Source organism: Mesorhizobium sp. B2-7-3, assembly GCF_006440715.1.
Lineage (GTDB): Bacteria > Pseudomonadota > Alphaproteobacteria > Rhizobiales > Rhizobiaceae > Mesorhizobium > Mesorhizobium australicum.
In genome coordinates this window covers 92,335-117,727 of the sequence record NZ_VFTY01000001.1, presented here as the reverse complement: position 1 = coordinate 117,727, position 25,393 = coordinate 92,335, and the positions used below count along the sequence as shown (strand labels likewise).

Sequence of the window (25,393 nt, the reverse complement as noted above, 5' to 3'; positions counted from 1 at the left end):
AAGCTGTCCCTCGGACGAAGACCTGGACCTTGGGCCGGCGCTTATCTCCGGCGAAAACTCACAGGCCGTTGTCTTTCAGCACCTGGGCGGCGTTTTCCTTGGTGATCTTCTGCGTCGGCAAGGTGATGGTCTTTTCCACCTTCTCGCCGTTGAGGAACTTGATCGCCTGGCGCAAGCCTTCCGCGCCTGGGGTCACATAGGTGAAGGTCGCCGTCAGCTCGCCCTTGTTCACCATCTGCACGCCTTCGTTGGGCAGGCCGTCGATGCCGATGAACTTGATGTCCTTCTCGCGGCCGACATCCTTGGCGGCCAGATAGGCACCGTAGGCCATCGGGTCGTTGTGGCCGTAGACGAGATCGATCTTCTCGTTGGTCTTCAGCGCGTTGGCCATCAGATTGTAGGCCTGGTCCTGCTTCCAGTCGCCCGACTGCTGGTCGAGCAAATATTTGATGCCCGGTTCCTTGTCGGTGAATTCATGGAAGCCGTCATGGCGGTCATGCGCCGGCTGGGTGCCCATGCCGCCCCAGATCTCGACGACATTGCCCGCTGCCTTGCCCTTGCCGCCGAGCAGTTCGACGGCGTATTCGCCGGCCGCGCGGCCGATCAGCTTGTTGTCGCCACCGACGAACTGCGTGTAGTCCTTGGTGTCGACATTGCGGTCGAGCACGAAGACCGGGATCTTGGCGTCGATCGCCTGCTGCACGACGCCGGTCAGGCCGGCGGATTCTTTCGGCGAGACCAGCAGCGCGTCGACTTCCTGGCGGATCAGGTTCTCGACGTCGGCGACCTGTTTCTCCGTCTTGTCCTCGCCGTCGGTGATGATCAGCTCGACCTCCGGATGCTTGGCGGCCTCGGCAATGATGTCCTTGTTGAACTGGGCGCGCCAGGGCTCGATGGTGGTCACCTGCGAAAAGCCGATCTTCCACTTCTTGTCCTGGGCGAAGGCATGGCCGGTGGAGAGCAGTGCCGTGGTGGTCAGCAATGCCGCGCCGAGTGCGGCAAGCTTCAGCATGTCACGTCGTTTCATTTCTTGTTTCCTCCGAGATTGAGAGACGGTGTCTCTTGCGACGGCCGTTTTGCGGCGGCCGTTTCCTTGTGCGCCGCCCCGGGCAGGCGCAGATAGGCCATGAGATCGCCGGCGTTGCGCTCCTGCACGAGCACGGTGCCGATGATGATCATCCCCTTCAGCACCAGCTGAAGGTTCGAATTGATGTTGTGGAGCTGCAATATGTTGGACAGCAGCCCGAAGATCAGCACGCCGCAGAAGGTGCCTATCAGGCTGCCGCGTCCGCCCATCAGGCTGGTGCCGCCGATGACCACGGCCGCGATGGCGTCGAGTTCCAGCCCGGCGCCGGCATCCGGCTTGCCTTGCCGGTACTGCGCCACGTAGAGCACCGCGGCGATTCCGGCGAGCAGGCCTGATATGGCATAGGTGGCGATCTTGACGCGGCCGGCGGCGATGCCGGAGAGCCTGGCCGCCTCCTCGTTGCCGCCGATCGCATAGACATAGCGGCCGAACGGCGTGAAGCGCAGGACCGCGCCATAGATGACGATGGCGCCGAGGAAGAACAGGCCGGGCATCGGGATGACGCCGAACACCAGCGAGCGCAGCAGCTCGAAATCGGCGGTTGCGTTGGAACCGGTATAAACCGGCAGCACGGCATTGTTCTGGCCGGCGGTGAGCCGGGCGATGCCGAGCGCCGTCACCATCATCGCCAGCGTGACGATGAACGGCTGCAGCCGCCCGCCAACGATGATGAAACCGTTGATGGCGCCGAACAGCAGGCCGACGCAGGGCGCCACCAGCAGCACGCCGAGAACGCCGAATTTGGGCTCGATCTGCGGCAACAGGTACCACAGCGAAAGACAGCACAGGACGACGCCGACGGTTGCCGGCGTGACCAGCCCGCGAACGGTGTCCAGCCTGACATCGCGAACGGCGGCATCCGCGCCGGCGCGGGACTTCTCCACATTGAGGAAGATGAAGCGCGTGACGACGAAGCCGAGGCACAGCGCGACCAGCGCGACGGTCGGCACGCCGAGCACGACACCGGGCGTCACGCCCGGAACCGTCAGCAGCATTGCGCACACCACCGAGCAGATGGCCATCAGCGAACCGACGGAAAGGTCGATGCCGCCGGTGATGATCACCGCGGTCATGCCGGTGGCGATCAGCCCAGTGGTCGACACCTGGCGCAGCACGTCGAGCAGATTGCCGTAGGACAGAAAGATGTTGTTGCCCTTGGAACTCACCGGCGAACCCAGCACGCCGATCAGGAAGATGGCGATCAGGCCCCAGTAGAGCTTGGTGCGGGACAGGAGTTTCAGTGCGGTCATGCGGCGGGTCTCGATAGGGTCCGGCGCGGTGCAGCGAGGCGCATGATGGCCTCCTCGCTCGCCGCGTCGCGCGAAAGGATGCCTGTCTGGCGGCCGTCGGCCATCACCAGGATGCGGTCGGAAAGATGCAGCAATTCCGGCAGCTCGGAGCTGATGACGGCGATGGCCAGGCCATCGCGCGCCAGCCGGAAGATAAGGTCGTAGATTTCGCGCTTGGCGCCGACATCGATGCCGCGCGTCGGCTCGTCGAGCAACAGCACCCTGGGCCTGGTCGCCAGCCACTTGCCGATGACGAGCTTCTGCTGGTTGCCGCCCGACAGCGTGCCGGCGGGCTGGTCGATGTCGCGGCAGCGTATGCCGAGCGCCTTGACCGCCTGCCGCGCCAGCCCCTGCTCTCCGGCCACCGAACGGATGCCGAAGCGCGCCAGCGCGCCGACCAGCGGCAGCGCCACATTGTCCGATATCGAGGCCTGCAGGTGCAGGCCTTGCGTCTTGCGGTCCTCGGTCACCAGCGCGATGCCGAGGCGTCTTGCATCGCGTGGCGAACGGATATCCACCGGCTGGCCGTCGAGCAGGATCTCGCCGCCGGCACGGCCATCGCTCGAGCCGAAGATCGCTTCCATGATCTCGGTGCGGCCTGAGCCCAGCAACCCGCCAATGCCGAGGATTTCTCCGGCGGTCAGATCGAAGCTGACGCCGCCGACCACCTGCCGCCAGCCCTGGCGGTCGGGCTTCGACAGCGACAGGTCGCTGACCGAAAGCACGGTCCTGCCGCCGGGATCCCGCTCACCTTGGGAGGATGCGAGCAGGTCCCGTCCGACCATCGCCGAAATGATGGCGTTTTCGTCGAGTTCGGCCATCGGCCGCGTCAGCACATGGCGTCCGTCACGGAAGACGGTGACGCGACCGGCCAGATGCATCACCTCGTCGATGCGGTGCGAAATGTAGACGATGGCGACGCCGCTATCGGCAAGCTGGCCGATGATGCGGAACAACCGCTGGCATTCGGCCGGCGACAGGGCCGAGGTCGGCTCGTCCATGATCAGGATGCGCGCCGACATCGACAGCGCCTTGGCGATCTCGACCAGTTGCTGTTCGCCGACACGCAAGGCGCCGACGCGAGCGTCCGGATCGAGTTCGATGCCGAGCCGCTGCAGGAGGGCGCTTGCCGCGCGGCTGCTCGCCTTGCGGTCGACGATCAGCCCGGCGATCAGCTTTTCACGGCCAAGAAAGATGTTGTCGGCGACGCTGAGCTCCGGCACCAGGTTGAGTTCCTGGTGGATGATGGCGATGCCGGCATCCTCGGCGTCGCGCACGCCGGCGAAGCCGACCGGCCGGCCATCGACGCTGACCGTGCCTTCATAGCCGGTATAGACGCCGGAGAGGATCTTCATCAGCGTCGATTTGCCGGCGCCGTTCTCGCCCATCAGGGCATGGACCTCGCCGCGTCGCAGTTCGAAGCCGACATCGACGAGCGCGGCGATGCCGCCAAAGCTCTTGGAAATGTGCTCGGCGCTCAGAACGATGTCCGGCCGATCCGATGCCGCATTGCGCGTCGAAGAAGGGGAACTGCTCTCTTGCATGACAATGGCGGCCTCCCTTCCGTCGTCGTCAACTCCAGGCAAACGCTAATCTAAACGTTTCGATAGTGTCAAGCCGATATCAGGTGCCAGAAGTTTGATGCATTTCGATTCTTGCTTAAAAAGACAGGATTCCGTAGGTATTGGCGGCAGAGGGGGGACGAAACGTTTCGAAAATGACAGCGTCAGGGCGAAAAAAACAGCGCAAATCCACCGCGCCCACCATGCTTCACGTGGCGGAGGCCGCGCGTGTCTCGGTCGCCACCGTGTCGGCGCTGATCAATGGTACGGCGACCGTCAGCCCGGAACTCAGCCAGCGTATCGAACAGGCAATCCGCGATATCGGCTACAAGCGCAACGCCATCGCCCGCAGCCTGAAGATGGGCACGACCCGCACCATCGGCCTGACCGTCCCGCACATCACCAACCCATTCTTCACCGCCGTCGTTTCGGTGATCCAGCAGGCCTTCGACCGCGCCGGCTATGCCGTCATGCTGTGCTGCACCGACGAGGATTTGAACACCCAGGACGACCAGATCAGGCTACTGCTCGACCGCATGGTCGACGGGCTGATCGTGGCGCGCGTCGGTGACGGCGCGATCCTCGAGCGGATCGTCGTCGACGCCAATGTGCCGGTCGTGTTGCTGGACCGTCTGTGCGACGGCGTCGACACCGACGCCGTGGTTCTCGACAACCAGCGCGCGGTGTTCGACGCCATCAGCTATCTGATCAATCTCGGCCATCGGCGGATCGGCTACATTACCGGCACCTCGGATATTTCACCCATGCATGACCGGATGACCGGATATTGCGAGGCGCTCCAGGCCGCCGGCTTGCCGATGGCCGAGGAACTGGTTCGTTCCGGTAATTTCCATGAGATCGACGGCTACAACGCAACCATGCAGCTGCTGTCGCTGCATGACCGGCCAAGCGCCATCTTCTCGGCCAACAACCCGATGGTGATCGGCACGATGAAAGCGATCCGCGACATCGGCCTGTCCTGTCCGGAGGACATTTCGGTAGCCTGCTTCGACGATTTTCCCTGGTCCGACGTGTTCCAGCCGCAACTGACGACGGTGGCGCAGCCGGTGCAGGCGATCGGCGAACAGGCGGCGAATCTGCTGCTCGACCGTCTCGCTGGCAACAGGGACGCGCCGCCACGCAAGCTCGTCCTCAAGGGCCGTTTGATGATCCGCAATTCATGCCGCCCGCTGGGGACAGTGGTGCAGAGCGTGAGCGCCTGAGCATGCCGAAAGTGTGAAGCGGTTTTCGGGCAATTCTCGGGATTTGATCAGGGCGTGAAGACCCCGGAACACAGTTCCTGCAGCTTCGAAAAGATGCCTTTGCCGCCGGTGATAATTTGCGTCCCGCTCTGCAGCACTGTCTTCGGATCCGCCTTCAGCACAGTGCCGCCGGCCTCCTCGATCAGCAGCATGCCGGCGAGGCAGTCCCAGGGGTTCATGTGTTCTTCCACATAGCCAAGCAGCCGGCCCGAGGCGACATAGGCAAGCATCAGCGCGCCTGACGCGTTGCGGAAGAAGACGCCGCCCTCGGCCAGGATCTTCTTGATCAGCACGGCGATGTTCTCGGCTTCGGCCCGGTTTGAGAAGCCGGTGCCCACCGAGCCTTCTTGCAAGCTGGTGGCCGCACTCGTTTTGATCGGCCTGCCGTTGACGAAGGCACCGCCGCCCAGCCGGCCATGGAAGGTCTCGCCGGTCGACGGCTCGTGGATGACGCCGACGATCGTCTCGCCATCCCTTGCGCAGGCGATCACCACGCACCAGGCCGGAATGCCGCGTACGAAATTGGCGGTGCCGTCGATGGGGTCTATGACCCAGGCATGGCCGGTCGAGCCGGCGACCGAGGCGTGCTCCTCGCCGATGATGCCGTCTTGCGGATAGTCGGCGGCGATTGCAGCGCGGATGAACAGCTCGACCTCGCGGTCGGCCTGCGAGACCAGGTCCTGATGGCCCTTGCTCTCGATGGTCAGGCTGTCGAGATCGCGGAAATATCTCAGGCCGAGTTCGCCGCCGCGCCGCGCCAGGTCGATGGCAAACTGCTCGCGTCTATCGAGATCATGGGGCAAGGCAGGGCTCGCTGTTGCGAAGGATACCCCGCACTTAGCAGAGCATCGACGTCGGCAAAAGCTCCAGGCCGCCTGTTTCAGGCCGCTTGCGACAACGATCTGTGCGCCTCGGCCAAAATCTCGAAGGAGCGCACGCGGGCGGCGTGGTCCGATATCTGCGCCGTGACCATCAACTCGTCGGCGCCGGTGCGGCGCACGAACGTATCGATGCCTTGCCGGATTGTTTCCGGTGAGCCGACGACGGCGCAGGACAGCGCCTGGCTGAGCATGGACTTGGCCATAGGGTCGAGATCCCGGTCATAGTTCTCGACCGGGGGCGGCAATTTTCCGGGCCTGCCGGTGCGCAGATTGACGAAGGCCTGCTGCAGCGAAGTAAACAGCAGCCGCGCCTCTGCGTCGGTGGGTGCCGCGAAGACGTTGAGGCCGAGCATGACATGCGGCTTTTCGAGCTGCTCCGACGGCTGGAAGCGCGAGCGGTAGATGTCCAGCGCATGATCGAGTTCCGCCGGCGCGAAATGCGAGGCGAAGGCGTAGGGCAGGCCGAGCATGGCGGCGAGCTGCGCGCCGTAGAGGCTCGACCCGAGAATCCAGATCGGCACCGTCTGGCCCTCGCCGGGCACGGCACGCAGACGCTGGCCTTCCTCGGCCGGCAGGAAATAGCCCATCAGCTCGACGACATCCTGCGGGAAATTGTCGGCGCCGGCCTCGAGATTGCGGCGCAGCGCGCGCGCCGTGTTCATGTCGGTGCCGGGAGCGCGACCGAGGCCAAGGTCGATGCGGCCGGGAAACAGGGCGGCGAGCGTGCCGAATTGCTCGGCGATCACCAGCGGCGCATGGTTGGGCAGCATGATGCCGCCGGCGCCGACACGAATGGTTTTGGTGCCGCCGGCGACATGGGCGATGACGACCGATGTGGCCGCGCTGGCGATGCCCGGCATATTGTGATGTTCGGCCAGCCAGTAGCGCTTGTAGCCGAGCCGCTCGGCGTGGCGGGCGAGATCGAGCGAATTGGCGAGCGATTGCGAGGCATCGCTGCCTTCGACGATCGGCGACAAGTCGAGAACGGAAAGTTCGGTCATATACTGGTCTCCACGATCTTCTTCTCGCGCACCTGGGCCTCGAAGGCCTTGCGGTCGGGAATGGTGATGCCGAGCTGGCCTTCCAGCGTGTCGGCAAGTTCGGCGGCGGTGGCGATCTGCTTCTGCTCGGTGCGGCCATCGACGTGATGGATCGATAGGCGATCGCCGCGCAGCGCATAGCGCCGGTCGGGTGCGGCGCGGGCCGCTATGACGGAAGTGAGGAAATGCGATGCCGGGTTGTTCGACAGGAAGTAATTGGCGACGGAATAGTCGACCTCATAGTGCGGCTGCAGGTCGAAGCGATACAGCGAGCGCCAGTCGCCGCCGATCAAGGCCTGCAGGCGGAAATGATCGCCGGCCTCGACGATGCGAAATGTCTCGTGCGGCGTTTTTTGTTCCCGGCCGGGCTTCAGCAGCAGCGGCGCCGTAAGCGTCAGGCCGCCGAATCCGACGTCGGCGATATAGGTGTGGCCGTCAAGTTCGACGCGCAAAAGCATGTGGCTACGCGCCGTGATGGCGTCCTCGCTCTGACCCCAAAGCACACGCGCGGCAAGGCCGCCGACCTTGAAGCCGAGCGCCTTCAGCGCGTGCATGAAGAGGAGATTGTGCTCGAAGCAATAGCCGCCACGCCCACCAAGGACGATCTTGCCCTGCAGCGAGGCGACATCCAATCCGACCGGGCGTCCCAGAAACGGATCGATATTCTCGAACGGGATCGCCTGCGGATGCAGGAAATGGAGCGTCTTCAGCGTGTCGAGCGAAGCTTGTCCGGAACCGGCATGGCCGATCCGGGCGAAATAGGCGTCGAGGTCGAAGGGAACGTCATTCATCGGGAAGGGCACCGGGCACTGATCGGCCGGATATAGGCATTCGATCCCGCCGTCGCAAACCGTGCGCCGGTTATCCGGCTGCCGCGGCGTCCTGCTCGTCGGCTTCGTCCTCAACGACCGCCGTGTGTTGGGCGGCGAGAAAATTGCCGACATGGCTGAGGCTCTCGAAGTGATCGCAGAACACCTTGACGACGACCAGCAGCGGCACCGCCATCAGGGCGCCGACGAAGCCCCACAGCCATGACCAGAATGCGATGGCGATGAAGATCGCCACGGCGTTGATCTCGAGCCGCCGCCCGACCACCATCGGCGTCACGAACTGGCCTTCGATGATGTCGCACAAAACCAGGAAAGCAGGCGCCAACAGCGCATAGGCGATCGTGTCGAAGGTGATGAGCGCGATGACGGTGACCAGGACAAGCGTGATCATGGCCCCGACATAGGGCAGGAAATTGAGCAGGGCGGCCGCCGCGCCCCAGACCAACGGATTGGGCATGCCGAGCGCCCACAGGCCGAGGCCGATGACCGTGCCGAGGCCGGTGTTGATGATGGTGACGGTGAGCAGATAGTGCGAGATTTCCCGCTCGACGTCGTAGACGACGCGCAGCGCCCGCTTCTTTTCGGTGAGGCTGGCGAAGGACTGGATGATCTTCTCGTAGAACATCGTGCCCGAGGCGAGCAGGAACAGCGACAGCACGAAGATGATGGTCAGGCTTGTTCCAGCCGACAGGATGTTGCTCGCCGCCGACGAGAAGAAGCCGGACTGCGCTACCGCGACCTTTTGCACACCCGGTTCCTGCGATGTCTCGGTCAGCCCCTCGATTTGGTGCGCGATGTCCATGATCCTCTCGAGCGGCCGTCGCAACTGCGCCAATCGCTCGGTCAGCTGCTGGCCGATGGACGATGTGTTGTTGATGAGATCGATGACAGGCCCACTGAGCACATAGCCTGCACTTGCGAAGACGAAGATCGACACAAGCACCAGAAGCGTCGCCGAAACCACTTCGGGAATGCCGCGCTTGCGCAGCAGCCGCACGATCGGGGTCAGCGTCAGCGCCAGCAGGAAGGCCAGAATGACCGGCATGAAAAAAGCGCGCGCGAAATAGAGCGCATAGACGGTCATGAACAGGAAGATACCGATGAGCAACGAGCGCATGAGACGCGTATCGGCACGCGCCGCCACTCGCGATTCTTCGGCTTCGGCAACGCCTGCGCCCAAAGCGGTGGGTTCGGCCTTCATCGCGATCCCCTCGGCGGGCACATCACAACTGATGCAATCCGCAGACGGAAACGCCAGCGCGGCTTCAAGGTTCCGTTAGCCGGCACTGACGGCGTGGCCGCCGCCGAGCGGGCGCCGTCAATATAGCTCAGACCGACGGCTCGGCTGCGAGCGTTCCACGATTACATGCCGTGTAATTGAGTCCGGGCAGCTGGCGGGCCTGGCACGGGAGCAGGCCAGTCGGCACGCCCCAAACCGTCGCCGCCCAGGAACTGCGCATCGAGTGCCTGTTCCCAGCCGACGAGGCGACCGAAATCCATCATGCCGCGATGATGAATGCGGCCCTACACCGGGCAACGCGATAAGCATCCTCATCCAGGGCTCATGGAATGAGGCTCGCGGGCCTCCTTAAGTTCACGCGACAGGCGCCGCCACGGTCGGCGCGGATTTCGCGGTTTCCTTGCGTACGATCGGCGCCACCTTGGTGCCGTAGAGCTCGATCGCCTTCATGATCTTGGCGTGCGGCATGGTGCCGATCGCCATCTGCAGCAGGAAGCGGTCATTACCGAACACCCTGTGCTGGGTCACGATCTTTTCCGCCACCTGCTCCGGATTGCCGACGAACAGCGCGCCGTCGGGACCACGCGACTGGTCGAAATGCGCACGCGATGTCGGACCCCAACCGCGCTCACGGCCGATGCGGTTCATCACCTCGGCCTGGGGGCCGTAGAAGTCGTCCGCCGCCTGCTCGGTCGTGTCGGCGATGAAGCCATGCACGTTGATGCTGGTCGCCAACCCCGTCGGATCGCCGCCAGCGCGCTTGGCGGCCTCACGGTAGAGGTCGAACAGCGGCGCGAAGCGCGCCGGTTCGCCGCCGATGATGGCAAGCGCCAGCGGCAGGCCGAGCGCGCCCGCCCGAGCGGCCGATTGCGGCGTTCCGCCAATGGCGATCCAGACCGGCAGCCTGTCCTGGAAGGGCCTGGGATAGACGCCGCGATCGTTGATCGGCGCGCGCAGCCTACCCGACCAGGTAACCTTCACCTGATCGCGGATGGCCAGCAGCAGGTCGAGCTTTTCGGCGAACAGCTCGTCATAGTCTTCGAGGTTGTAGCCGAATAGCGGGAAGGATTCGATGAACGAACCTCGCCCAGCCATGATCTCGGCGCGGCCGCCCGACAGAAGGTCGAGCGTGGAAAACTGCTGGAAAACGCGCACCGGATCGTCGGAGGACAATACGGTCACCGCACTGGTCAGCTTGATGCGCTTCGAACGCTCCGCCGCCGCGGCCAAAGCCACGACCGGTGCCGAGGCGGCATAGTCCGGCCGGTGGTGTTCGCCGAGGCCGAAGACGTCGAGCCCGACCTGGTCGGCAAGTTCGATCTCCTCGATCAGGTTGCGCAGCCGCTCATGCGGACCGATGGCGCCGGGACCCGGCACAGGGCTCACATCGGCAAAAGTGTAGAGACCGAGTTCCATTTGGATGTCATCCCAATGTGTTGATCGTTGCGCTAGGGTCGGATGATTTCAGCTCTGTTCGACCTGAAATCCGAATCCGACGCTAAATCGAAGAGATAGATAGAGCATGATATCGTCCGAAAACCGCTTCCCCCTTTTCGGCATCATGCTCCAGAGGTAGCGACGCGTCCGTCGCGCCGCCAGAGGCTGGCTGGTGAACAGTGCATGTCGATTTCGGCGGAAAATGCGTCTCCCGGGTGCAACATCCCGGAATTTCATGGCTGGCATGCCGTTTTGGCGCTTGAACTCCCGGTTTTCGCGCGTATGTAAGCGTCGCGAATAGACTTCAAGGAAGTGGACTTGGCTATCTACAGGGAAAAAGACATTTTCGAGCGGCGCAATGCCGCGACCGAGGCAAAGAAGGCGCTTCTGGAGCGCTTCAAGTCAAAGCCGGCAGCAGACGATCCCGCGGTGCTGGCACGACAGGCCGAACGCAAGGCGATCCTTGCGGCTCGTGAGATCCGCGAGGCCGAGAAGGCCAAGCTGAAGCAGGAAAAGCTGGCACGCGAGGCGATTGAGAAAGCCGAGCGTGAGGCAGCAGCCGAAGCTGCGCGCATTGCCGCCGAAGAGGCAGCGCAAGCGGATGCCAAGCTTCGGGAAGCTGAAGAGAACGAGCGTATCGCTCGTTTGCTTGCCGATGAAGCAGAGCGCAAGGCAAAGCGCGACGCACGCTATGCGGCACGCAAGCAGCGCACCGGCAGGACACCGCCCGGCTTTACGGGTCGCTAACAGCGCACTCGCCTCGATGGATGATGAATGAGGGACGCGCCAAGGCGCGGCCCTTTTTCGCGTGTCGGTGTTGCCCACGGGGAGCCTCCCTGCATCCAGGGACGTCGATTCATGATGTCAGCTCGGTCGATAGCGCCAGTCGGTGGACAGGGCCGTTCAGGCCGCGAGTTTCAGCCCCATGATGCCGCAGACGATCAACGCGATGCAGCCGAGCCTGATCGCCGTCGCGGGCTCGCCCAGCAGCCAGACGCCGAGCAGCGCCGTGCCGACGGTGCCGATACCGGTCCACACCGCATAGGCTGTGCCGACAGGCAGGGTCTTCAGCGCCAGGCCAAGCAAGGTCAAACTGACGATCATCGACGCAACCGTGAGCACGGTCGGAACAAGCCTGGTGAAGCCGTCGGTGTATTTGAGCCCGATCGCCCAGCCGATTTCGAACAGGCCGGCGAAGAACAGAAGAATCCATGGCATCGGAACGCTCCATCCAGAACATCCGGCCGAAAGGTCTTAGGATGCTCAATCAAACAATGGGCGGGCCGTCCCAACCGGATTTCGGGAAATGCGAGGTCGTCCCCGCATCGTCGATATAGGGTGTCTGAACGCCCAATCAACAATTCGCCGGCGGCATGTCGGACGCCGCCGGTGAAATCCATGCACGCTCTGCGATATCTACTTTTCCTTGATCCTCGTCGCCTTGACCGGCGGCGCCTTCAGGGCCGGAGCGGCTACAGGCTTCTTGGCGTCTTTCTTTGGTTTGCGGGCTTCCTTGCCTGCCTTCATCGCACCTTTAGCCATGATTCGTTCCTCCAGTTGCGGGAAACGGAGTGAAACAAGACAAACGCCAGACTGCAAGAGGCGAGTGCCTGCTGCCAGCGCCGGCAGGCCGCTTTCAACCGGTTTCTAATTTGCTCGTAAACCCCGGCAGTCCATGCCATGCTTGTCTTCGCACTGCAGCATCGACCCGTGCACCGCCGGGTGATCGTCAGGCAGGCCCGTCAGGACGACAATGCGGATCCATATCGGCTGCGAGATGAGCTTCGACTTTCCGCAGGAAACGCCGCTCATCTCAATGCTCAATGTCCACTATTCCCGCGCCTCCGATCTTGAGCGCCCGGATTTCCTGACCTCCAACCCGCCAGTGCCGATTGAGAGTTATCGCGACAGTTTCGGCAACTGGTGCAACCGGCTCGTCGCCCCGCCCGGGCGTTTCACTTTCGGTACGGATGCGGTGATCCGCGACTCCGGCACGTTCGAGATGGGCGAGTTGATGGCGTGGCAGCATGAGGTGCGCGACCTGCCGGCTGAAACGCTGCTGTTCCTGCTGCCCAGCCGGTTTTGCGAAAGCGACCTCTTGGCAAGCGAGGCATGGCGGCTGTTCGGCCATATGCCATCAGGCATCCCGCGCGTGCAGGCGGTGTGCGATTTCGTCCACAACCACATCGTCTTCGACTACGGCAACGCACGGGTGACGCGCACCGCCGCGGAAGCCTGGCGCGAACGGAGCGGCGTGTGCCGCGATTTCGCGCATCTTGCCGTCACGTTTTGCCGGGCACTCAATATCCCGACGCGCTACTGCACAGGCTACATCAGCGACATCGGCATGCCGAAGCCTTGGGCGAGCATGGATTTCTGCGCCTGGATGGAGGTTTATCTCGGCGGCCGCTGGCACGCTTTCGATCCGCGCAACAACGCGCCACGCATCGGCCGCATCCTGATCGCCTCCGGCCGCGACGCGGCGGATGTGCCGCTAACCCATATCTTCGGGCCAGGGTTGCTTGCGGGCTTCAAAGTGTGGACCGACGAGATCCAGGAATAGCTGGCCTTCCCGCCAGCAGGTTTCGAACACATTGAACGACCCGACGATTGGCGCGTTGTGATGGCTGTGCAACTCCGCGGCAGAGCCGCTACACTGCCTCGAAGAGGATAGAACCTGCATGGCTGGACACGGCGGCTCCAGAACGGTTATCTACGCGGCGCTCGCCGGCAATCTCGCCATAGCGTTGACCAAATTCGCCGCCGCCTTTTTCACCGGCAGTTCGGCCATGCTGTCGGAAGGCGTGCATTCGCTGGTCGATACAGGCAATGGCGGCCTGTTGCTCTACGGCATGCACCGGGCGGCACGCCCCGCGGACAGCTCGCACCCGCTCGGCCATGGCCGTGAACTCTATTTCTGGAGCTTCATCGTCGCCCTTCTGGTCTTCGCGCTGGGCGCCGGCGTGTCGTTCTACGAGGGCATCATCCACATCATGGCGCCGGAGCCGGTCGCCAACGCTAGGGTGAACTACATCGTTCTCGGCCTGTCCTTCCTGTTCGAAGGCAGCTCCTGGCTGGTGGCGCTGAAGGAATTCCGCAAGCAGAAGGGCAAGCAGGGCTGGCTGCAAGCCGTGCAATCGAGCAAGGATCCGAGCGTCTATACCGTGCTGTTCGAAGACAGTGCCGCCCTTCTCGGCCTGGCCGTCGCTTTTGCCGGCATATTGGCAGCGGAGATTTTCGAGATGCCCGAACTCGACGGCGCCGCCTCGATCGGCATCTCGCTCATCCTCGGCACGACGGCAATCTTCCTGGCGCGTGAAAGCAAGGGCCTGCTCATCGGCGAGCCGGCCTCACCCGAGGTGCAGAGGAAGGTGCTGGCGATCGTCCAGCAGGATCCGGCGGTGCAGCGGGCGAACGGCGTGCTGACGGTGCATATGGGTCCGGAAGAAATCGTCGCCGGCCTGAGCATCGAATTCGAGGACCATTTGTCGGCGCCGGAGATCGAGGCCTGTGTCGAGCGCATCGAGGCGCGGTTGAAGAAGGAGATGCCTGAGATCACGCGGCTGTTCGTCAAGCCGCAGACGTCAGGCACCTGGGAAAAGCGGCGCAAGCTGATCGAATCCGCGTCCGGATAGATTCGAGTACGAACTTTTGCGACACCGCGGTGCACTTTTCGGGATTCTGGCCCCTGGACCAGCGCCCCGCCGTTGCCTCGGGTCTCCGTGCCGCTAAAATCAGCCGATCGAAGTTGGAGGAATGACAATGAAGATCGACGGCGGCTGCCATTGTGGCGCCATCACCTATGAGGCGGAGGTCGACCCGGAGAAGACCTCGATCTGCCATTGTACCGATTGCCAGCAACTGACCGGTACGGCATTTCGCGTTACCGTTCCTGCGACGGAGGATCACTACCGGATCACCAGCGGCGAACCGAAGATCTACATCAAGACCGTGGCGAGCGGCGCCAAGCGAACGCAGGCTTTTTGTGCCGACTGCGGCTCGCATCTCTATGCGACATCGGTCGGCGACGGTCCGAAGGTCTATGGGATCAGGGTCGGGACCTCGCGGCAGCGCCAGAACCTGGTCCCGAGACACCAGAAATGGCACCGGTCGGCGCTGCACTGGCTTCCGGAATTCGAGGGTATGACGACGGTCGAAGAGCAGTAGCGTTCAGTCGTCGCCTTCGACGACCCTCAATCTCAGCTGCCCGGTCTTTGAATCGGCAGCGCGCGGTGCGGCCTCCACCTTGGCAGGGGCGCCGCCGCGCGGGGCGTCGGGCTCGCCTTCTCCGAATTCCAGCGCCTCGATCTTCTGGCCACGCTTGGTCACTTTCGAGGTCGAGACGAGTATGTCTTCGATGTCCTTGGCCGACTGGCCGAAATGGCCCTGCAATTTGCGCACCCGCTCGTCGACACGCTGGACGTCTTCCATCAGCCTGATGACTTCGCCTTGGATCAGATGCGCCTGCTCGCGCATGCGCGCATCCTTGAGGATCGCCTGGATGACCTGGATCGACAGCATCAAGAGCGAAGGCGAGACGATGATGACGCGGGCACGGTGCGCCTTCTGGACAACCGCTTCGAAATTCTCGTGGATTTCGGCGAACACCGATTCCGACGGCACGAACATGAAGGCGGTGTCCTGGGTTTCGCCCTGGAGCAGGTATTTTTCCGAAATGTCGCGGATATGGACCTCGATATCGCGGCGGAAGGCCTGGGCCGCGACCTTCTGCAGGTCGGCGTTATCGGCGGCCCGGATGGCATTCCACGCTTCCAGGGGAAATTTGGCATCGATGGCAAGCGACGGCGCGCCGTTCGGCATTTTCACCAGGCAGTCCGGCCGGCTGCCGTTCGACAGCGTCGCCTGGAATTCGTAGGCGCCGTGCGGCAGGCCGTCGGCGACGATCGCCTCCATGCGCGACTGGCCGAAGGCGCCGCGCGTCTGCTTGTTGGAGAGGATCGCCTGCAGCTGCACGACCTGGCCGGCCAGCGACTGGATGTTGCCTTGCGCGGTGTCGATGACCGCCAGCCGCTCCTGCAGTTTCGCCAGGCTCTCATGCGTGGACTTGGTCTGCTCGGTCATGGTCTGGCCGATGCGGCCGGTCATGGCGTCGAGCCGCTGGCCGATCGACTGCGTCAATTCGGCTTGGCGGGCGCCGAACACTTCGGCGATGGCGCCCATGCGGCCCTGCATCTCGGCCTGGGATTGCAGAATGCCGGCCATCCGCGCCTCGGCGTCGCGGGCATGGTCGGCGGCTTCCGCTGCGGCGACCGCGCGCGCCTTGGCCGAGCGCCACAGCGCGATGACGAGCGCCACGAACAAGCCGAGAAACAGCAATGTGGCGACGGCCAAGACGTGGCCGAGCGTGATTGTCGAGGCGCCGAGCCGCGCGACGGGCTCCGAAAGGATGGTGCTCAGATCATTCATGTGGACAGCATAGCCGATTCGGCGGTCTGGCACAGATCAAAACGTGAACGAGGCGCACGCGCACCGGTTGACGCCTTTCTATTGAGGTCTTAGGTGAAACGCCATGCCGATCAAGCCGCTCATCATTCTTCCCGATCCCATCCTGCGCCAGGTCTCCAAGCCGGTGGAGCGCGTCGACGCGCCGGTGCGCAAACTTGCCGACGATATGCTGGCGACCATGTATGACGCACCCGGCATCGGGTTGGCGGCAATCCAGGTCGGCGAGCCCCTGCGCATGCTGGTGATCGATCTCGCCAAGGAAGACGAAGCCCCGGCGCCACATGTCTTCATCAATCCGGAAATTCTCGAAAGCGCCGACGCGCGGTCCGTCTACGAGGAAGGCTGTCTGTCGATCCCTGATTACTATGCCGAGGTCGAGCGCCCGGCTTCGGTGAGGGTCAAATATCTGGACCGTGACGGCAAGCTGCAGGAGATCGAGGCCGAGGGGCTGATGGCAACCTGCCTGCAGCACGAGATCGACCACCTCAACGGCGTGCTGTTCATCGACCACATCTCGAAGCTGAAGCGCGACATGGTGGTGAAGAAGTTCAAGAAGCTCGCCAGGGACAAGGCGCCAGGCAAGCTGGTGGGATAGGGCAATGCCCCTTCGCGTCATCTTCATGGGCACGCCGGAGTTTTCGGTGCCGACGCTGCGCGCCATCGCCGAGGCTGGCCACGAGATTTCAGCCGTCTACACGCAGCCGCCGCGCGCCGCCGGCCGGCGCGGGCTGGAACTGACGCCGTCACCGGTGCAGCGCGAGGCCGGGCGGCTTGGCATCGAGGTGCGTGCACCGGCATCGTTGAAAAGCGAGGCCGAGCAGGCCGCTTTTGCCGACCTGGGCGCCGATATCGCCGTGGTCGTCGCCTATGGATTGCTGTTGCCGAAGGCAGTTCTGGAGGCACCCCGGCTTGGCTGCGTCAACGGCCATGCGTCGCTTTTGCCGCGCTGGCGTGGCGCCGCGCCCATCCAGCGCGCCATCATGGCGGGAGATACCGAGACCGGCATGATGGTGATGCGCATGGAGGCGGGGCTGGATACCGGCCCGGTGGGACTGGTTGAAAAATGCGCCATCGGCCCCGATATGACAGCCGGCGATCTGCATGATCGGTTGATGAGTGTCGGCGCTGCCCTGATGGTGGAAGCGTTGGCGCGGCTGGAACAGAACACCCTGGCATTTACCGCGCAGGCGGCCGAAGGGGTGACTTACGCCAGGAAAATCGATAAATCCGAGACGCGCGTGGAGTGGACACGGCCCGCGGCCGAGGTTCACAACCATATTCGTGGCCTGTCGCCGTTTCCCGGCGCCTGGTCCGAGATTGAAATTGGCGGCCGTATGGAACGGCTGAAACTGCTTCGCTCGACGCTATCCGAAGGCGTGTCGCCTTCGGAAGATTTGGGCGAGTCGGGAGGAATTCTCGATGACCGGCTGACAGTCGCCTGCGGAAAAGGCGCGGTCAGGCTGGTCGAAGTTCAACGTGCGGGCGGAAAGCCCGCCGCCGCGTCGGAATTCCTGCGCGGAGCCAAGATCGAAAAAGGACTGAAATTCTCATGAGCATGATGTCGATACGCGCGGCGACGCCGCGGGACCGCGAGGCCATCCGCCTCGTCGAGGAACACGCTTTCGGCCAGCAGACGGAGGCCGGACTGGTCGACGCGTTGGTGACCGGCGGTGACGCCGTCGTCGAACTGGTGGCGGAAGAGGACGGCCAGGCCGTCGGCCATATCCTGTTCTCACGGCTGTTCGTGCAGAGCGGCGGCAAGAGTTTTGCCGCCGTGGCGCTTGCGCCGCTGGCGGTGGAGCCTTCCTTCCATGGCAGCGGCATCGGCGGCGCGTTGATCCGCGAGGCCCATATTCGGCTCAAGGACGCCGGCGAGACACTGGCCGTCGTGCTGGGCGATCCGGCCTATTACGGCCGTTTCGGCTATAGCCACGCCCGCGCAGAAAAGTTCGAAAGCGAATACCAGGGCGAGGCGCTGCAGGCGCTGGCCTGGGGCGAAGCTCCCGAATCCGGCAGGCTGGTCTACGCCTCCGCCTTCACCGCTCTCGCCGCCTAGGCGGGGGCGTATAGCCGACCGGCATGCCGCGTTTTCGCCTCGATATCGAATATGACGGCAGCCTGTTTGCCGGCTGGCAGCATCAGGCCGACCAGCCTTCGGTGCAGCAGGCGATCGAGCAGGCGATCGAGAAATTCTGCGGCGAGGCGGTCCGGCTGCGCGCCGCCGGCCGCACCGATGCCGGCGTGCACGCGACCGCGCAGGTGGCGCATGTCGACCTTGCCAAGGCGTGGCCCGACGACAAGGTGCGCGATGCCGTCAATGCACACCTGCAGGCGGCCGGCGCGCGCATAGTCATCCTGAAGGCCACGATCGTCCCGGACGATTTCGATGCCCGTTTCTCCGCCATCGGCCGGCACTATCTCTACCGCATCCTCAACCGGCGGGCGCCCTCGGCGCTGGACAAGGGTAAGGTGTGGTGGGTGCCGAAGCGGCTCGATGCCGCCGCCATGCACGAAGCGGCGAAGCTCCTGCTCGGCCGGCACGACTTCACCACCTTCCGCTCGACGCAGTGCCAGGCTAACAGCCCGATCAGGACATTGGAGCGGCTCGATGTGAGCCGGGCGGGCGATGATCTGATCGAGGTGAGGGCATCGGCACGATCCTTCCTGCACAACCAGGTGCGCTCGATGGTCGGCTCGCTGAAGCGGGTCGGCGACGGCGGCTGGACATCGGGCGACCTCAAGGCGGCGCTCGAGGCGCGAAACCGCGCCGCCTGCGGCCAGGTGGCGCCGCCCGACGGGCTTTTTCTCATTGGCGTCGATTATCCCGGGTAGAACCCTGGTTCTCCCGGGTAGAATCCTGGTTCTATCCGGGATAAAGCCCGGAAAGGCTCTGGCCCCCGACATCGTCCGGCGCGGAGATGCCAAGCAGCATCTGCAGCCCGAACAGCACCAGCAGCGAAGCGACGAACATGCCGACGAAAACGGCGGTGCCGAAGGCAGCGCCCCTGCCGATCGTCGCGTTGGTCATGCGCCAGGTCAGCACCATCGACAGGGAAAATAACAGCAGCGACACAAGGCTCGAGACCTGGCTTGCCGAGGACAGGAAAAGCCTGATCAGCGCCGAAGGCAGCATCAGCCAGGCAGTGATCGCCGAGGCCCAGTTGCTGGCCACGACATAGTGGACGAAGCGCCCGCCGATGCCGGCGCGCCGCGCCACCAAGGCGAGCGCCACCAGCGGCAGTACCCAGGAGCCGATATCGACCGTCGCCAGTCGCACCAGCATGCTGAAGCGGCCGGCGAAGGCATCGGGATCGCCGATCTCGTTGGCGATGCCGACCCAGCCGACGATCAGCGCCGGTGCCGCGACGATGATGGCGAAGAACGAATTCCAGAAGCCGTCGGCCGTGAGGTCGAGCAGGCGCAGGCCGTCGGCCTTGCCGAGCATCAGCCGCCAGGCGCCGGTCAGCGAAGCTTGGGTTTCGTCCGCCGAAAGCATGCTGATCAGCCCTGTCCGAACCAGTCGTCGATGAAGCGCTGGTAGATCCGCGTCAGCGTTTCCAGATCGGCGATGGCCACGCGCTCGTCGACCATGTGCATGGTCTTGCCGACCAGGCCGAATTCGACCACCGGGCAATAATCCTTGATGAAGCGCGCATCCGATGTGCCGCCGGAGGTGGATAGCGCCGGCTTTTTGCCGACCACCGCCTTGACCGAGCCGCTCAGCGTCTCGACCAGCCTGTCGTCGCGGGTCAGGAAGACGTGGCTCGGCCGGTCGCGCCAGACCAGCTCATAGTCGACTGGCGTCTTCTTGCCCGGCCGGTATTTCTTGCGCCCAGCCGCCTGATCGAGGCGGTTGTGGATTTCCGCCTGGACCGTCTCGGCCGTCCAGCTGTCGTTGAAGCGGATGTTGAAGGTGGCGGTTGCCTTGGCGGGAATGACGTTGGTGGCCGGGTTGCCGACGTCGATGGAGGTCACCTCGAGGTTGGTCGGCTGGAAATCCTTGGTTCCCTTGTCGAAGACGGGATGCAGCAAGGCGTCCACCAGGCTCATCAGGCCGCGCACCGGGTTGTCGGCAAGCTGCGGATAAGCGGCATGGCCCTGGCGGCCATTGACGGTGATGCTACCCGACATCGAGCCGCGCCTGCCGATCTTGATCATGTCGCCGAGCGTGTCCGGATTGGTCGGCTCGCCGACGATCGAGGCGTCCCATTTCTCGCCTTTGGACGCGGCCCATTCGAGCAGCTTGACCGTGCCGTTGATGGCAGGCCCTTCCTCGTCGCCGGTGATCAGCAGCGAGACCGAGCCCTTCGGGCCACCATTCGCCTCGACGTGGCGCGCCACCGCGGCGATGAAGCAGGCAATGCCGCCCTTCATGTCGACCGCGCCGCGGCCATACATTTCGCCATTGGCGATATCGGCGGCGAAAGGCGGATGCGTCCAGGCGGCTTCGTCGCCGACCGGCACCACGTCGGTATGACCCGCGAACATCAGATGCGGGCCATTGCCGGAGCGCCGTGCATAGAGGTTTTCGATGTCGGGCGTGCCGTCTTCGGAGAACACCGGCCGATCGACCAGGAAGCCGAGCGGCTTCAGCATCGCCTCCAGCGCGCTCAGCGCGCCGCCTTCGGCTGGTGTCACCGAGGCACAGCGGATGAGAGAGGCAAGGTTTGCGGCGGGGTCAGTCGGCAGCGTCATGGCAAAAGCGATAGTCGAAAGCGAATGGCCTGTCACGGCCAGACATAGGGCCAAGCCAATGGCCGACGATACCGCCGACATTATGGTTTTCATGTCGTATAGTTCTGGCTGATGCGGAGTAAGAGATGGCAAACGGCAAAAAAGGGATCGTCATTGCCGGCGCCGGCAGCATTGGCTGTTATGCCGGCGGCTGCCTGGCGCTCGCCGGGCGGCGGGTTGTCCTGCTTGCCAGGCCGCGCATCGAGGCAGCGCTGCGGCAGGGCGGATTGCGCGTCAGCGACCTCGAGGGCCGCGATCGCCTGATCAAGCCGGCAGAGCTTGTCGTCACCGCCGATCCGGCCGCGTCCTTGCCGGGGGCCGATGTGATCCTGGTCACCGTCAAGAGCGGCGCGACGCGGGAAATGGCGGCACTCATCAAGGCCCATGCCCGTCCCGATGCCGTGGTGGTGAGCCTGCAGAACGGCGTCGACAACGCCGACAGGCTGCGCGCGGTGCTTGGCCCGCGAACGGTGCTGGCTGGCATGGTGCCGTTCAATGTCGTGCAATCAGCCGATGGAGAGCTGCCGTTGCGCGTCCACCGCGCCAGCGACGGCAAGGTTATGGTCGAAGAAGGCAATGCCGGCCTTGCCGATCTTCTCGACACCGAAGGCCTGGCTGTCGAAACGCGTGGCGATATGAAGGCCGTGCTGTGGGGGAAGCTTCTGATGAACCTGAACAATGCGCTGGTGGCGCTGTCAGGCCTGCCGCTGGTAGCCGAACTTGCCGACCGGCGCTGGCGGCTGATCCTGGCCAGCCAGATCGACGAGGCCTTGCTGGCGATGAAGGCCTCCGGCATCGAGCCGGCGCGGATCGCCGGCCTGCGCCCGACGCTGCTGCCGAAGGTGCTCAGGTTGCCCGACTGGCTGTTCAAGCTCCTGGCCCGGCGCATGCTGGCGATCGATCTCGAGGCGCGCTCGTCGATGTGGGACGATCTGCAGCGTGGCCGGTCGACCGAGATCGACGACTTGCAGGGCGCTGTTTTGCGGCTCGCTGAAAAAGCCGGTACGCCGGCGCCGACGGTCCAGCTTATCAGCGCGCTGGTGCGCGCGGCGGAAGCCGAGCGGCTTGGCTCGCCAAGCCTGGTGCCGGAGAAGGTTGTGGCGCCGCCGTCCGGCCGTCGATCAACGTGATCTTCTGCCAGATCTTGCGCGACAGGTTGGACGCCAGGTTCTCGATGTCGTTGACGCCGTCGATGACGACGGCGTCATTGACGGATTGCGCGAACAGCGCCGCGATCTTGCCGGTGATCGACAGCATTTCGGAGCAATAGTCGAGATAGCGCGCGAGATCCGCGGCATTGGTGAGACGGGCCGGCGAATGCGCCGTCGGCTTGAAGCTGGCCGACAGCGCCGCCGGATCCTTGGTCAACTGGTGCATGTCGATGACATGGATCAGCGATCTGAGGCCGTGCAACTGGCGAAACACCTGCTTGCGCTTGATGCGCTCCTCGGTGCGGATCAGGGCCAGGAAGCCGAGCACGGCGAGGATGATCATGTTGATCGTGGCTTCGATGCCTTGCACCGACTGGACCGCGTCGTCGGCCTGGGAGATGTGAATGAGCGGCAGGATGGTGCCGACGAACAGGAAGATCAGCGCGCCCGCGATGACGGAGGCGACGATGATGCCACGCAGCCACCATATAGGCGCTTCCAGGGCCTTGGCGGCCTTGGCCAGATCGCGCGACAGCGACACAAGTTCGGCGGCAACGCCGCGCAACCCGGCCTCCGGAAAACGGTCGGCCACACGCCCTTCCAGCCGCTCGGCGGTTTCGATGATCAGTTTCGGATCAAGCGTGCGGTAGCGCATGGCGATCCGATCGGCCCCCTAGGGCATGATGCCGAAAAGTGTGAAGCGGTTTTCCGACGACGTCATGCTCTATTTCTTTGATTCTGCCGGCTCGTTGGTGCGCCGGCCATAACGGTTGGGTCCAGGCTGCCCTGGAAACAGGCACAACACAAGGAAGGCGACGATCGAGACGACCGGCACGAACAGGATCAGCGCTGCGATACCCGGCTTGTCGAGGTCGTGCAGCCGCTTCACCGCCAGCGCGATGTTCGACCACAGCGAGGCGATGAAGGCGATGAAGAAGATGAACGACCACATGTTGCTCTCGGCCGAACCCTCCGGCACCAGCGTGAAGCGGTACAGCGGAAATGCCTGGATGATGGCGACGAGCAACCCGCCGAGAAAATAGGCCGCGCGGCTGACGCGGCCCGAGGTCTTGAAGAAAAGCCAGTTGAGATCCGATCTTTCAGGCAAGCGGGTCCGATCCATATTGATTGGCACCCCTGGTGCCTTCGAGAATGCCGAGTTCGACCAGCAGCCAGATGCCACCGATGACGGGTACGAAGCCGATCAGCGTCCACCAGCCCGACTTGTTGCGGTCGTGCCAGCGTTTGGCATAGAGGGCAATCGCGAAATAGATCGATGCCAGCGCGAAGAGGATGCCGATGATGCCGATCTGGGCACCGCTGGCCGTGGTGAAACGCGTGCCGAGGATCGCATCGAGAATGAAAGCAATAATGCCGATAACGATGAATACGCCGATGCCAGCCCAGAACTTGCCCCGGTTGATACGGCCATCAAAGCTTGTGAGCAGATATTTCCAGTCCATGTCACCCCTCCAGTTGAACCAGCGCGGCCGATTGTCGCGCCGGCGGAAGGTGCGCCTGCCCGGCGGAAAGATCAATCGCGCAGCAATTCGTTGATCGAGGTCTTGGACCGGGTCTTGGCGTCGACCCGCTTGACGATGACGGCGCAGTAGAGACCTGGGCCCGGCTCGTTGTTTGGAAATGCCTTGCCCGGTAGCGAGCCGGCGACGACCACGGAATTCGGCGGCACCTCGCCATAGAAGATCTCGCCGGTGGCGCGGTCGACGATCTTGGTCGACTGGCCGATGAAGACGCCCATGCCCAGAACCGAGCCTTCGCGCACGATGCAGCCCTCGACCACTTCGGAACGCGCCCCGATGAAGCAATTGTCCTCGATGATGGTGGGGCCGGCCTGCATCGGCTCCAGCACGCCGCCGATGCCGACGCCGCCCGAAAGGTGGACGTTCTTGCCGATCTGGGCGCAGGAGCCGACCGAGGCCCAGGTATCGACCATGGTGCCGCTATCGACATAGGCGCCGACATTGACGAAGGACGGCATCAAAACCGCGCCCGGCGCGACATAGGCCGAACGGCGCACGATCGACGACGGCACGGCGCGGAAGCCCGCCTTCTCGAAATCGACGGCGCCCCAGCCGTCGAACTTGGACGCCACCTTGTCCCACCACACGGCCTCGCCGGGGCCGCCCTTGATGATCTCCATCGGATTGAGCCGGAAGGAGAGCAGCACCGCCTTCTTCAGCCACTGGTTGACATGCCACTTGCCGTCGGCCTGCCGCTCGGCGACGCGGGCGGTGCCGCGGTCGAGCAGGTCGAGTGCCGACTGGATGGCGTCGCGCACCTCGCCGCGGGTCGCGGTCGAAATGGCGTCGCGTTCCTCGAAGGCCCTGTCGATGGTCTTTTCGAGGCTCGCCAGATCGGGCTTCGACATGAATTTGCTCCATTACCAAGCTGTTAAGGGCTGCGCCTTAACCTGTTTAAAAGTCGCGCGGACCCTATGTTAAGGTGGAATGGGGGTCAATCGCGCCAGCGTCATGGGACGGCGCAAGTAAAGGAATGGACGGGTGGATTCGATGACTCCCATGGAAAAGGCGGGATGGACGCCGCTGCCGCACTCGGATGAGGATCTGGAGCGGTCGAAAAGCGTGCCGGACACGCCGCAAACGCGGGCCGAGACCTACCGCCTGGCCTGGAACGATCCCGACTTCATGACCCGGCGCGAGCTGCGCGCCGTCAGGCTGCAACTGGAACTGCTGAAGCCGGAAATGATCCTCGCCGAGCGCGGCATTCGTTCGACCGTGATCCTGTTCGGCGGCGCGCGCCTGCCGGAGCCCGGCGGCGAGGCCTGGGCGGCCAAGAACGAGATGCAGAAGAAGAACCTTGAGGAAAACAGCAAATATTACGAGGAGGCGCGCAAATTCGCCCGCCTCTGCTCGCAGCAGTCGGCCACGTCATATTATCGCGAATATGTGGTGGTGACCGGTGGCGGTCCGGGCGTCATGGAAGCGGGAAACCGCGGCGCCGATGATGTCGGCGCGCCGTCGATCGGGCTCAACATCGTGCTGCCGCACGAGCAGGCGCCGAACCCCTATGTGACGCCGGAGCTCTGTTTCAACTTCCACTATTTCGCCATCCGCAAGATGCACTTCGTCATGCGCGCCAAGGCCGTGGCGGTGTTTCCCGGCGGCTTCGGCACGATGGACGAGTTCTTCGAGACGCTGACGCTGATCCAGACCGGACGCATGGAGCGCGTGCCGGTGATCCTGTTCGGCAAGTCCTTCTGGAAGCGGGCAATCGACCTCGACTTCCTCGCCGAGCAGGGCACGATCAGCCCGGGCGACCAGGACATCATCGATTTCGTCGACACAGCCGACGAAGCGTGGGGCATCATCAGCCGCTTCTACAAGCTAGGGAGTGAGTGAGTGAGTAGGCAGTGGAAATTAGTGAGTAGGGATT

Annotated in this window: 28 protein-coding genes; 11 read left to right on the top strand and 17 right to left on the bottom strand. The window is 63.8% G+C overall.

From position 1 onward, the window contains the following. Positions 1 to 58 precede the first annotated feature (58 nt). From FJW04_RS00600 to FJW04_RS00590, 3 genes are read right to left on the bottom strand one after another with little or no spacing between them, the layout of a single operon-like run. Positions 59 to 1,027, bottom strand: a complete 969-nt coding sequence (locus FJW04_RS00600) for a substrate-binding domain-containing protein (protein ID WP_015314453.1) — start codon at positions 1,025 to 1,027, stop codon at positions 59 to 61. After that, complete coding sequence (locus FJW04_RS00595; RefSeq protein WP_140711731.1) at positions 1,024 to 2,337, bottom strand: ABC transporter permease; 1,314 nt, start codon at positions 2,335 to 2,337, stop codon at positions 1,024 to 1,026. Before FJW04_RS00595 ends, FJW04_RS00600 begins: the two co-directional genes overlap by 4 nt. Next, positions 2,334 to 3,920 (bottom strand): sugar ABC transporter ATP-binding protein, encoded by a 1,587-nt coding sequence (locus FJW04_RS00590; RefSeq protein ID WP_140711729.1) that lies wholly within the window; start codon positions 3,918 to 3,920, stop codon positions 2,334 to 2,336. The genes FJW04_RS00595 and FJW04_RS00590 overlap by 4 nt, the downstream gene beginning before the upstream one ends. Positions 3,921 to 4,141: 221 nt before the next feature. On the opposite strand from FJW04_RS00590, the gene FJW04_RS00585 reads away from it, so the two are divergent. Beyond that, complete coding sequence (locus FJW04_RS00585; protein WP_140711727.1) at positions 4,142 to 5,161, top strand: LacI family DNA-binding transcriptional regulator; 1,020 nt, start codon at positions 4,142 to 4,144, stop codon at positions 5,159 to 5,161. A gap of 47 nt (positions 5,162 to 5,208) precedes the next feature. Here FJW04_RS00585 and FJW04_RS00580 read toward each other — a convergent pair whose 3' ends face one another. From FJW04_RS00580 to FJW04_RS00555, 5 genes are all read right to left on the bottom strand, one after another. Further along, on the bottom strand, positions 5,209 to 6,003 hold the full coding sequence (locus tag FJW04_RS00580) for an inositol monophosphatase family protein (protein ID WP_140711725.1): 795 nt from the start codon (positions 6,001 to 6,003) through the stop codon (positions 5,209 to 5,211). Between the two features lie 77 nt (positions 6,004 to 6,080). After that, on the bottom strand, positions 6,081 to 7,082 hold the full coding sequence (locus tag FJW04_RS00575) for an LLM class flavin-dependent oxidoreductase (protein WP_140711723.1): 1,002 nt from the start codon (positions 7,080 to 7,082) through the stop codon (positions 6,081 to 6,083). After that, positions 7,079 to 7,912, bottom strand: coding sequence for an arylamine N-acetyltransferase (locus FJW04_RS00570; protein ID WP_140711721.1), 834 nt, complete (start codon positions 7,910 to 7,912; stop codon positions 7,079 to 7,081). The genes FJW04_RS00575 and FJW04_RS00570 overlap by 4 nt, the downstream gene beginning before the upstream one ends. 70 nt (positions 7,913 to 7,982) lie before the next feature. Beyond that, entirely contained in the window at positions 7,983 to 9,152 is a 1,170-nt protein-coding gene (locus tag FJW04_RS00565; protein ID WP_015314446.1) for an AI-2E family transporter, read from the bottom strand. A gap of 393 nt (positions 9,153 to 9,545) precedes the next feature. Beyond that, the gene (locus FJW04_RS00555; RefSeq protein WP_015314445.1) at positions 9,546 to 10,607 is read right to left on the bottom strand and encodes an LLM class flavin-dependent oxidoreductase; all 1,062 of its coding nucleotides are present in this window, start codon (positions 10,605 to 10,607) and stop codon (positions 9,546 to 9,548) included. Positions 10,608 to 10,946: 339 nt separating this feature from the next. Here FJW04_RS00555 and FJW04_RS00550 point away from each other — a divergent pair, with 339 nt between their 5' ends. Further along, on the top strand, positions 10,947 to 11,375 hold the full coding sequence (locus FJW04_RS00550; protein WP_015314444.1) for a DUF6481 family protein: 429 nt from the start codon (positions 10,947 to 10,949) through the stop codon (positions 11,373 to 11,375). 156 nt (positions 11,376 to 11,531) lie between these two features. Here FJW04_RS00550 and sugE read toward each other — a convergent pair whose 3' ends face one another. After that, positions 11,532 to 11,846: a quaternary ammonium compound efflux SMR transporter SugE gene (gene sugE / locus FJW04_RS00545; RefSeq protein WP_140711719.1), complete on the bottom strand. Its 315-nt coding sequence runs from the start codon at positions 11,844 to 11,846 to the stop codon at positions 11,532 to 11,534. Positions 11,847 to 12,044: 198 nt separating this feature from the next. Beyond that, positions 12,045 to 12,170, bottom strand: a complete 126-nt coding sequence (locus FJW04_RS30520) for a hypothetical protein (protein ID WP_015314442.1) — start codon at positions 12,168 to 12,170, stop codon at positions 12,045 to 12,047. Positions 12,171 to 12,381: 211 nt separating this feature from the next. Here FJW04_RS30520 and FJW04_RS00535 point away from each other — a divergent pair, with 211 nt between their 5' ends. The 3 genes from FJW04_RS00535 (at position 12,382) to FJW04_RS00525 (ending at position 14,795) form a co-directional block, all read left to right on the top strand. Next, complete coding sequence (locus FJW04_RS00535; RefSeq protein ID WP_015314441.1) at positions 12,382 to 13,191, top strand: transglutaminase family protein; 810 nt, start codon at positions 12,382 to 12,384, stop codon at positions 13,189 to 13,191. 118 nt (positions 13,192 to 13,309) lie between these two features. Next, positions 13,310 to 14,263 (top strand): cation diffusion facilitator family transporter, encoded by a 954-nt coding sequence (locus FJW04_RS00530; protein ID WP_140711717.1) that lies wholly within the window; start codon positions 13,310 to 13,312, stop codon positions 14,261 to 14,263. Between the two features lie 127 nt (positions 14,264 to 14,390). Further along, the gene (locus FJW04_RS00525; RefSeq protein ID WP_015314439.1) at positions 14,391 to 14,795 is read left to right on the top strand and encodes a GFA family protein; all 405 of its coding nucleotides are present in this window, start codon (positions 14,391 to 14,393) and stop codon (positions 14,793 to 14,795) included. A 3-nt stretch (positions 14,796 to 14,798) separates the two neighbouring features. On the opposite strand, the gene FJW04_RS00520 is transcribed toward FJW04_RS00525, so the two are convergent. Beyond that, positions 14,799 to 16,055 (bottom strand): DNA recombination protein RmuC, encoded by a 1,257-nt coding sequence (locus tag FJW04_RS00520; RefSeq protein WP_140711715.1) that lies wholly within the window; start codon positions 16,053 to 16,055, stop codon positions 14,799 to 14,801. Between the two features lie 103 nt (positions 16,056 to 16,158). Between FJW04_RS00520 and def the strand changes: the two genes are divergently transcribed. The 4 genes from def to truA are packed head-to-tail and all read left to right on the top strand — an operon-like array spanning position 16,159 to position 18,926. Beyond that, positions 16,159 to 16,689, top strand: coding sequence for a peptide deformylase (gene def / locus FJW04_RS00515; RefSeq protein WP_140711713.1), 531 nt, complete (start codon positions 16,159 to 16,161; stop codon positions 16,687 to 16,689). 4 nt (positions 16,690 to 16,693) lie between these two features. Further along, complete coding sequence (gene fmt / locus FJW04_RS00510; RefSeq protein ID WP_140711711.1) at positions 16,694 to 17,647, top strand: methionyl-tRNA formyltransferase; 954 nt, start codon at positions 16,694 to 16,696, stop codon at positions 17,645 to 17,647. Then, positions 17,644 to 18,150 carry an N-acetyltransferase gene (locus FJW04_RS00505; protein ID WP_015314435.1) on the top strand — a complete coding sequence of 169 codons (507 nt, stop codon included), beginning with the start codon at positions 17,644 to 17,646 and terminating at the stop codon, positions 18,148 to 18,150. The genes fmt and FJW04_RS00505 overlap by 4 nt, the downstream gene beginning before the upstream one ends. A gap of 23 nt (positions 18,151 to 18,173) precedes the next feature. Next, on the top strand, positions 18,174 to 18,926 hold the full coding sequence (gene truA / locus FJW04_RS00500) for a tRNA pseudouridine(38-40) synthase TruA (RefSeq protein ID WP_140615230.1): 753 nt from the start codon (positions 18,174 to 18,176) through the stop codon (positions 18,924 to 18,926). A 31-nt stretch (positions 18,927 to 18,957) separates the two neighbouring features. On the opposite strand, the gene FJW04_RS00495 is transcribed toward truA, so the two are convergent. Both FJW04_RS00495 and dapE read right to left on the bottom strand, forming a co-directional pair. Continuing rightward, positions 18,958 to 19,590, bottom strand: coding sequence for a transporter (locus tag FJW04_RS00495; protein ID WP_140711709.1), 633 nt, complete (start codon positions 19,588 to 19,590; stop codon positions 18,958 to 18,960). Between the two features lie 5 nt (positions 19,591 to 19,595). Further along, positions 19,596 to 20,789 carry a succinyl-diaminopimelate desuccinylase gene (gene dapE / locus FJW04_RS00490; protein ID WP_015314432.1) on the bottom strand — a complete coding sequence of 398 codons (1,194 nt, stop codon included), beginning with the start codon at positions 20,787 to 20,789 and terminating at the stop codon, positions 19,596 to 19,598. 125 nt (positions 20,790 to 20,914) lie between these two features. Between dapE and FJW04_RS00485 the strand changes: the two genes are divergently transcribed. Further along, positions 20,915 to 21,958 carry a 2-dehydropantoate 2-reductase gene (locus FJW04_RS00485; protein WP_140711707.1) on the top strand — a complete coding sequence of 348 codons (1,044 nt, stop codon included), beginning with the start codon at positions 20,915 to 20,917 and terminating at the stop codon, positions 21,956 to 21,958. On the opposite strand, the gene FJW04_RS00480 is transcribed toward FJW04_RS00485, so the two are convergent. The 4 genes from FJW04_RS00480 to dapD all read right to left on the bottom strand — a co-directional run bounded on the left by FJW04_RS00480 (position 21,858) and on the right by dapD (position 24,368). Beyond that, a complete protein-coding gene (locus FJW04_RS00480; RefSeq protein ID WP_140711705.1) occupies positions 21,858 to 22,634 on the bottom strand; it encodes a hypothetical protein in 777 nt (258 codons plus the stop codon). The genes FJW04_RS00485 and FJW04_RS00480 overlap by 101 nt on opposite strands. A gap of 69 nt (positions 22,635 to 22,703) precedes the next feature. Further along, the gene (locus FJW04_RS00475; RefSeq protein WP_027143826.1) at positions 22,704 to 23,087 is read right to left on the bottom strand and encodes a DUF805 domain-containing protein; all 384 of its coding nucleotides are present in this window, start codon (positions 23,085 to 23,087) and stop codon (positions 22,704 to 22,706) included. Beyond that, on the bottom strand, positions 23,080 to 23,442 hold the full coding sequence (locus tag FJW04_RS00470) for a DUF805 domain-containing protein (protein WP_140711703.1): 363 nt from the start codon (positions 23,440 to 23,442) through the stop codon (positions 23,080 to 23,082). The genes FJW04_RS00475 and FJW04_RS00470 overlap by 8 nt, the downstream gene beginning before the upstream one ends. Positions 23,443 to 23,513: 71 nt before the next feature. Next, entirely contained in the window at positions 23,514 to 24,368 is an 855-nt protein-coding gene (gene dapD / locus FJW04_RS00465) for a 2,3,4,5-tetrahydropyridine-2,6-dicarboxylate N-succinyltransferase (protein ID WP_015314427.1), read from the bottom strand. 142 nt (positions 24,369 to 24,510) lie between these two features. Between dapD and FJW04_RS00460 the strand changes: the two genes are divergently transcribed. After that, positions 24,511 to 25,359, top strand: a complete 849-nt coding sequence (locus tag FJW04_RS00460) for an LOG family protein (protein WP_015314426.1) — start codon at positions 24,511 to 24,513, stop codon at positions 25,357 to 25,359. Positions 25,360 to 25,393 lie beyond the last annotated feature (34 nt).

Bases quoted from the DNA above. Each gene is read 5' to 3' on its own strand.
- FJW04_RS00600 (WP_015314453.1), bottom strand. From the start codon at position 1,027: ATGAAACGACGTGACATGCTGAAGCTTGCCGCACTCGGCGCGGCATTG.
- FJW04_RS00595 (WP_140711731.1), bottom strand. From the start codon at position 2,337: ATGACCGCACTGAAACTCCTGTCCCGCACCAAGCTCTACTGGGGCCTG.
- FJW04_RS00590 (WP_140711729.1), bottom strand. From the start codon at position 3,920: ATGCAAGAGAGCAGTTCCCCTTCTTCGACGCGCAATGCGGCATCGGAT.
- FJW04_RS00585 (WP_140711727.1), top strand. From the start codon at position 4,142: ATGCTTCACGTGGCGGAGGCCGCGCGTGTCTCGGTCGCCACCGTGTCG.
- FJW04_RS00575 (WP_140711723.1), bottom strand. From the start codon at position 7,082: ATGACCGAACTTTCCGTTCTCGACTTGTCGCCGATCGTCGAAGGCAGC.
- FJW04_RS00570 (WP_140711721.1), bottom strand. From the start codon at position 7,912: ATGAATGACGTTCCCTTCGACCTCGACGCCTATTTCGCCCGGATCGGC.
- FJW04_RS00565 (WP_015314446.1), bottom strand. From the start codon at position 9,152: ATGAAGGCCGAACCCACCGCTTTGGGCGCAGGCGTTGCCGAAGCCGAA.
- FJW04_RS00555 (WP_015314445.1), bottom strand. From the start codon at position 10,607: ATGGAACTCGGTCTCTACACTTTTGCCGATGTGAGCCCTGTGCCGGGT.
- sugE (WP_140711719.1), bottom strand. From the start codon at position 11,846: ATGCCATGGATTCTTCTGTTCTTCGCCGGCCTGTTCGAAATCGGCTGG.
- FJW04_RS30520 (WP_015314442.1), bottom strand. From the start codon at position 12,170: ATGGCTAAAGGTGCGATGAAGGCAGGCAAGGAAGCCCGCAAACCAAAG.
- FJW04_RS00535 (WP_015314441.1), top strand. From the start codon at position 12,382: ATGCGGATCCATATCGGCTGCGAGATGAGCTTCGACTTTCCGCAGGAA.
- FJW04_RS00530 (WP_140711717.1), top strand. From the start codon at position 13,310: ATGGCTGGACACGGCGGCTCCAGAACGGTTATCTACGCGGCGCTCGCC.
- FJW04_RS00525 (WP_015314439.1), top strand. From the start codon at position 14,391: ATGAAGATCGACGGCGGCTGCCATTGTGGCGCCATCACCTATGAGGCG.
- FJW04_RS00520 (WP_140711715.1), bottom strand. From the start codon at position 16,055: ATGAATGATCTGAGCACCATCCTTTCGGAGCCCGTCGCGCGGCTCGGC.
- def (WP_140711713.1), top strand. From the start codon at position 16,159: ATGCCGATCAAGCCGCTCATCATTCTTCCCGATCCCATCCTGCGCCAG.
- fmt (WP_140711711.1), top strand. From the start codon at position 16,694: ATGCCCCTTCGCGTCATCTTCATGGGCACGCCGGAGTTTTCGGTGCCG.
- FJW04_RS00505 (WP_015314435.1), top strand. From the start codon at position 17,644: ATGAGCATGATGTCGATACGCGCGGCGACGCCGCGGGACCGCGAGGCC.
- truA (WP_140615230.1), top strand. From the start codon at position 18,174: ATGCCGCGTTTTCGCCTCGATATCGAATATGACGGCAGCCTGTTTGCC.
- FJW04_RS00495 (WP_140711709.1), bottom strand. From the start codon at position 19,590: ATGCTTTCGGCGGACGAAACCCAAGCTTCGCTGACCGGCGCCTGGCGG.
- dapE (WP_015314432.1), bottom strand. From the start codon at position 20,789: ATGACGCTGCCGACTGACCCCGCCGCAAACCTTGCCTCTCTCATCCGC.
- FJW04_RS00485 (WP_140711707.1), top strand. From the start codon at position 20,915: ATGGCAAACGGCAAAAAAGGGATCGTCATTGCCGGCGCCGGCAGCATT.
- FJW04_RS00480 (WP_140711705.1), bottom strand. From the start codon at position 22,634: ATGCGCTACCGCACGCTTGATCCGAAACTGATCATCGAAACCGCCGAG.
- FJW04_RS00470 (WP_140711703.1), bottom strand. From the start codon at position 23,442: ATGGACTGGAAATATCTGCTCACAAGCTTTGATGGCCGTATCAACCGG.
- dapD (WP_015314427.1), bottom strand. From the start codon at position 24,368: ATGTCGAAGCCCGATCTGGCGAGCCTCGAAAAGACCATCGACAGGGCC.
- FJW04_RS00460 (WP_015314426.1), top strand. From the start codon at position 24,511: ATGACTCCCATGGAAAAGGCGGGATGGACGCCGCTGCCGCACTCGGAT.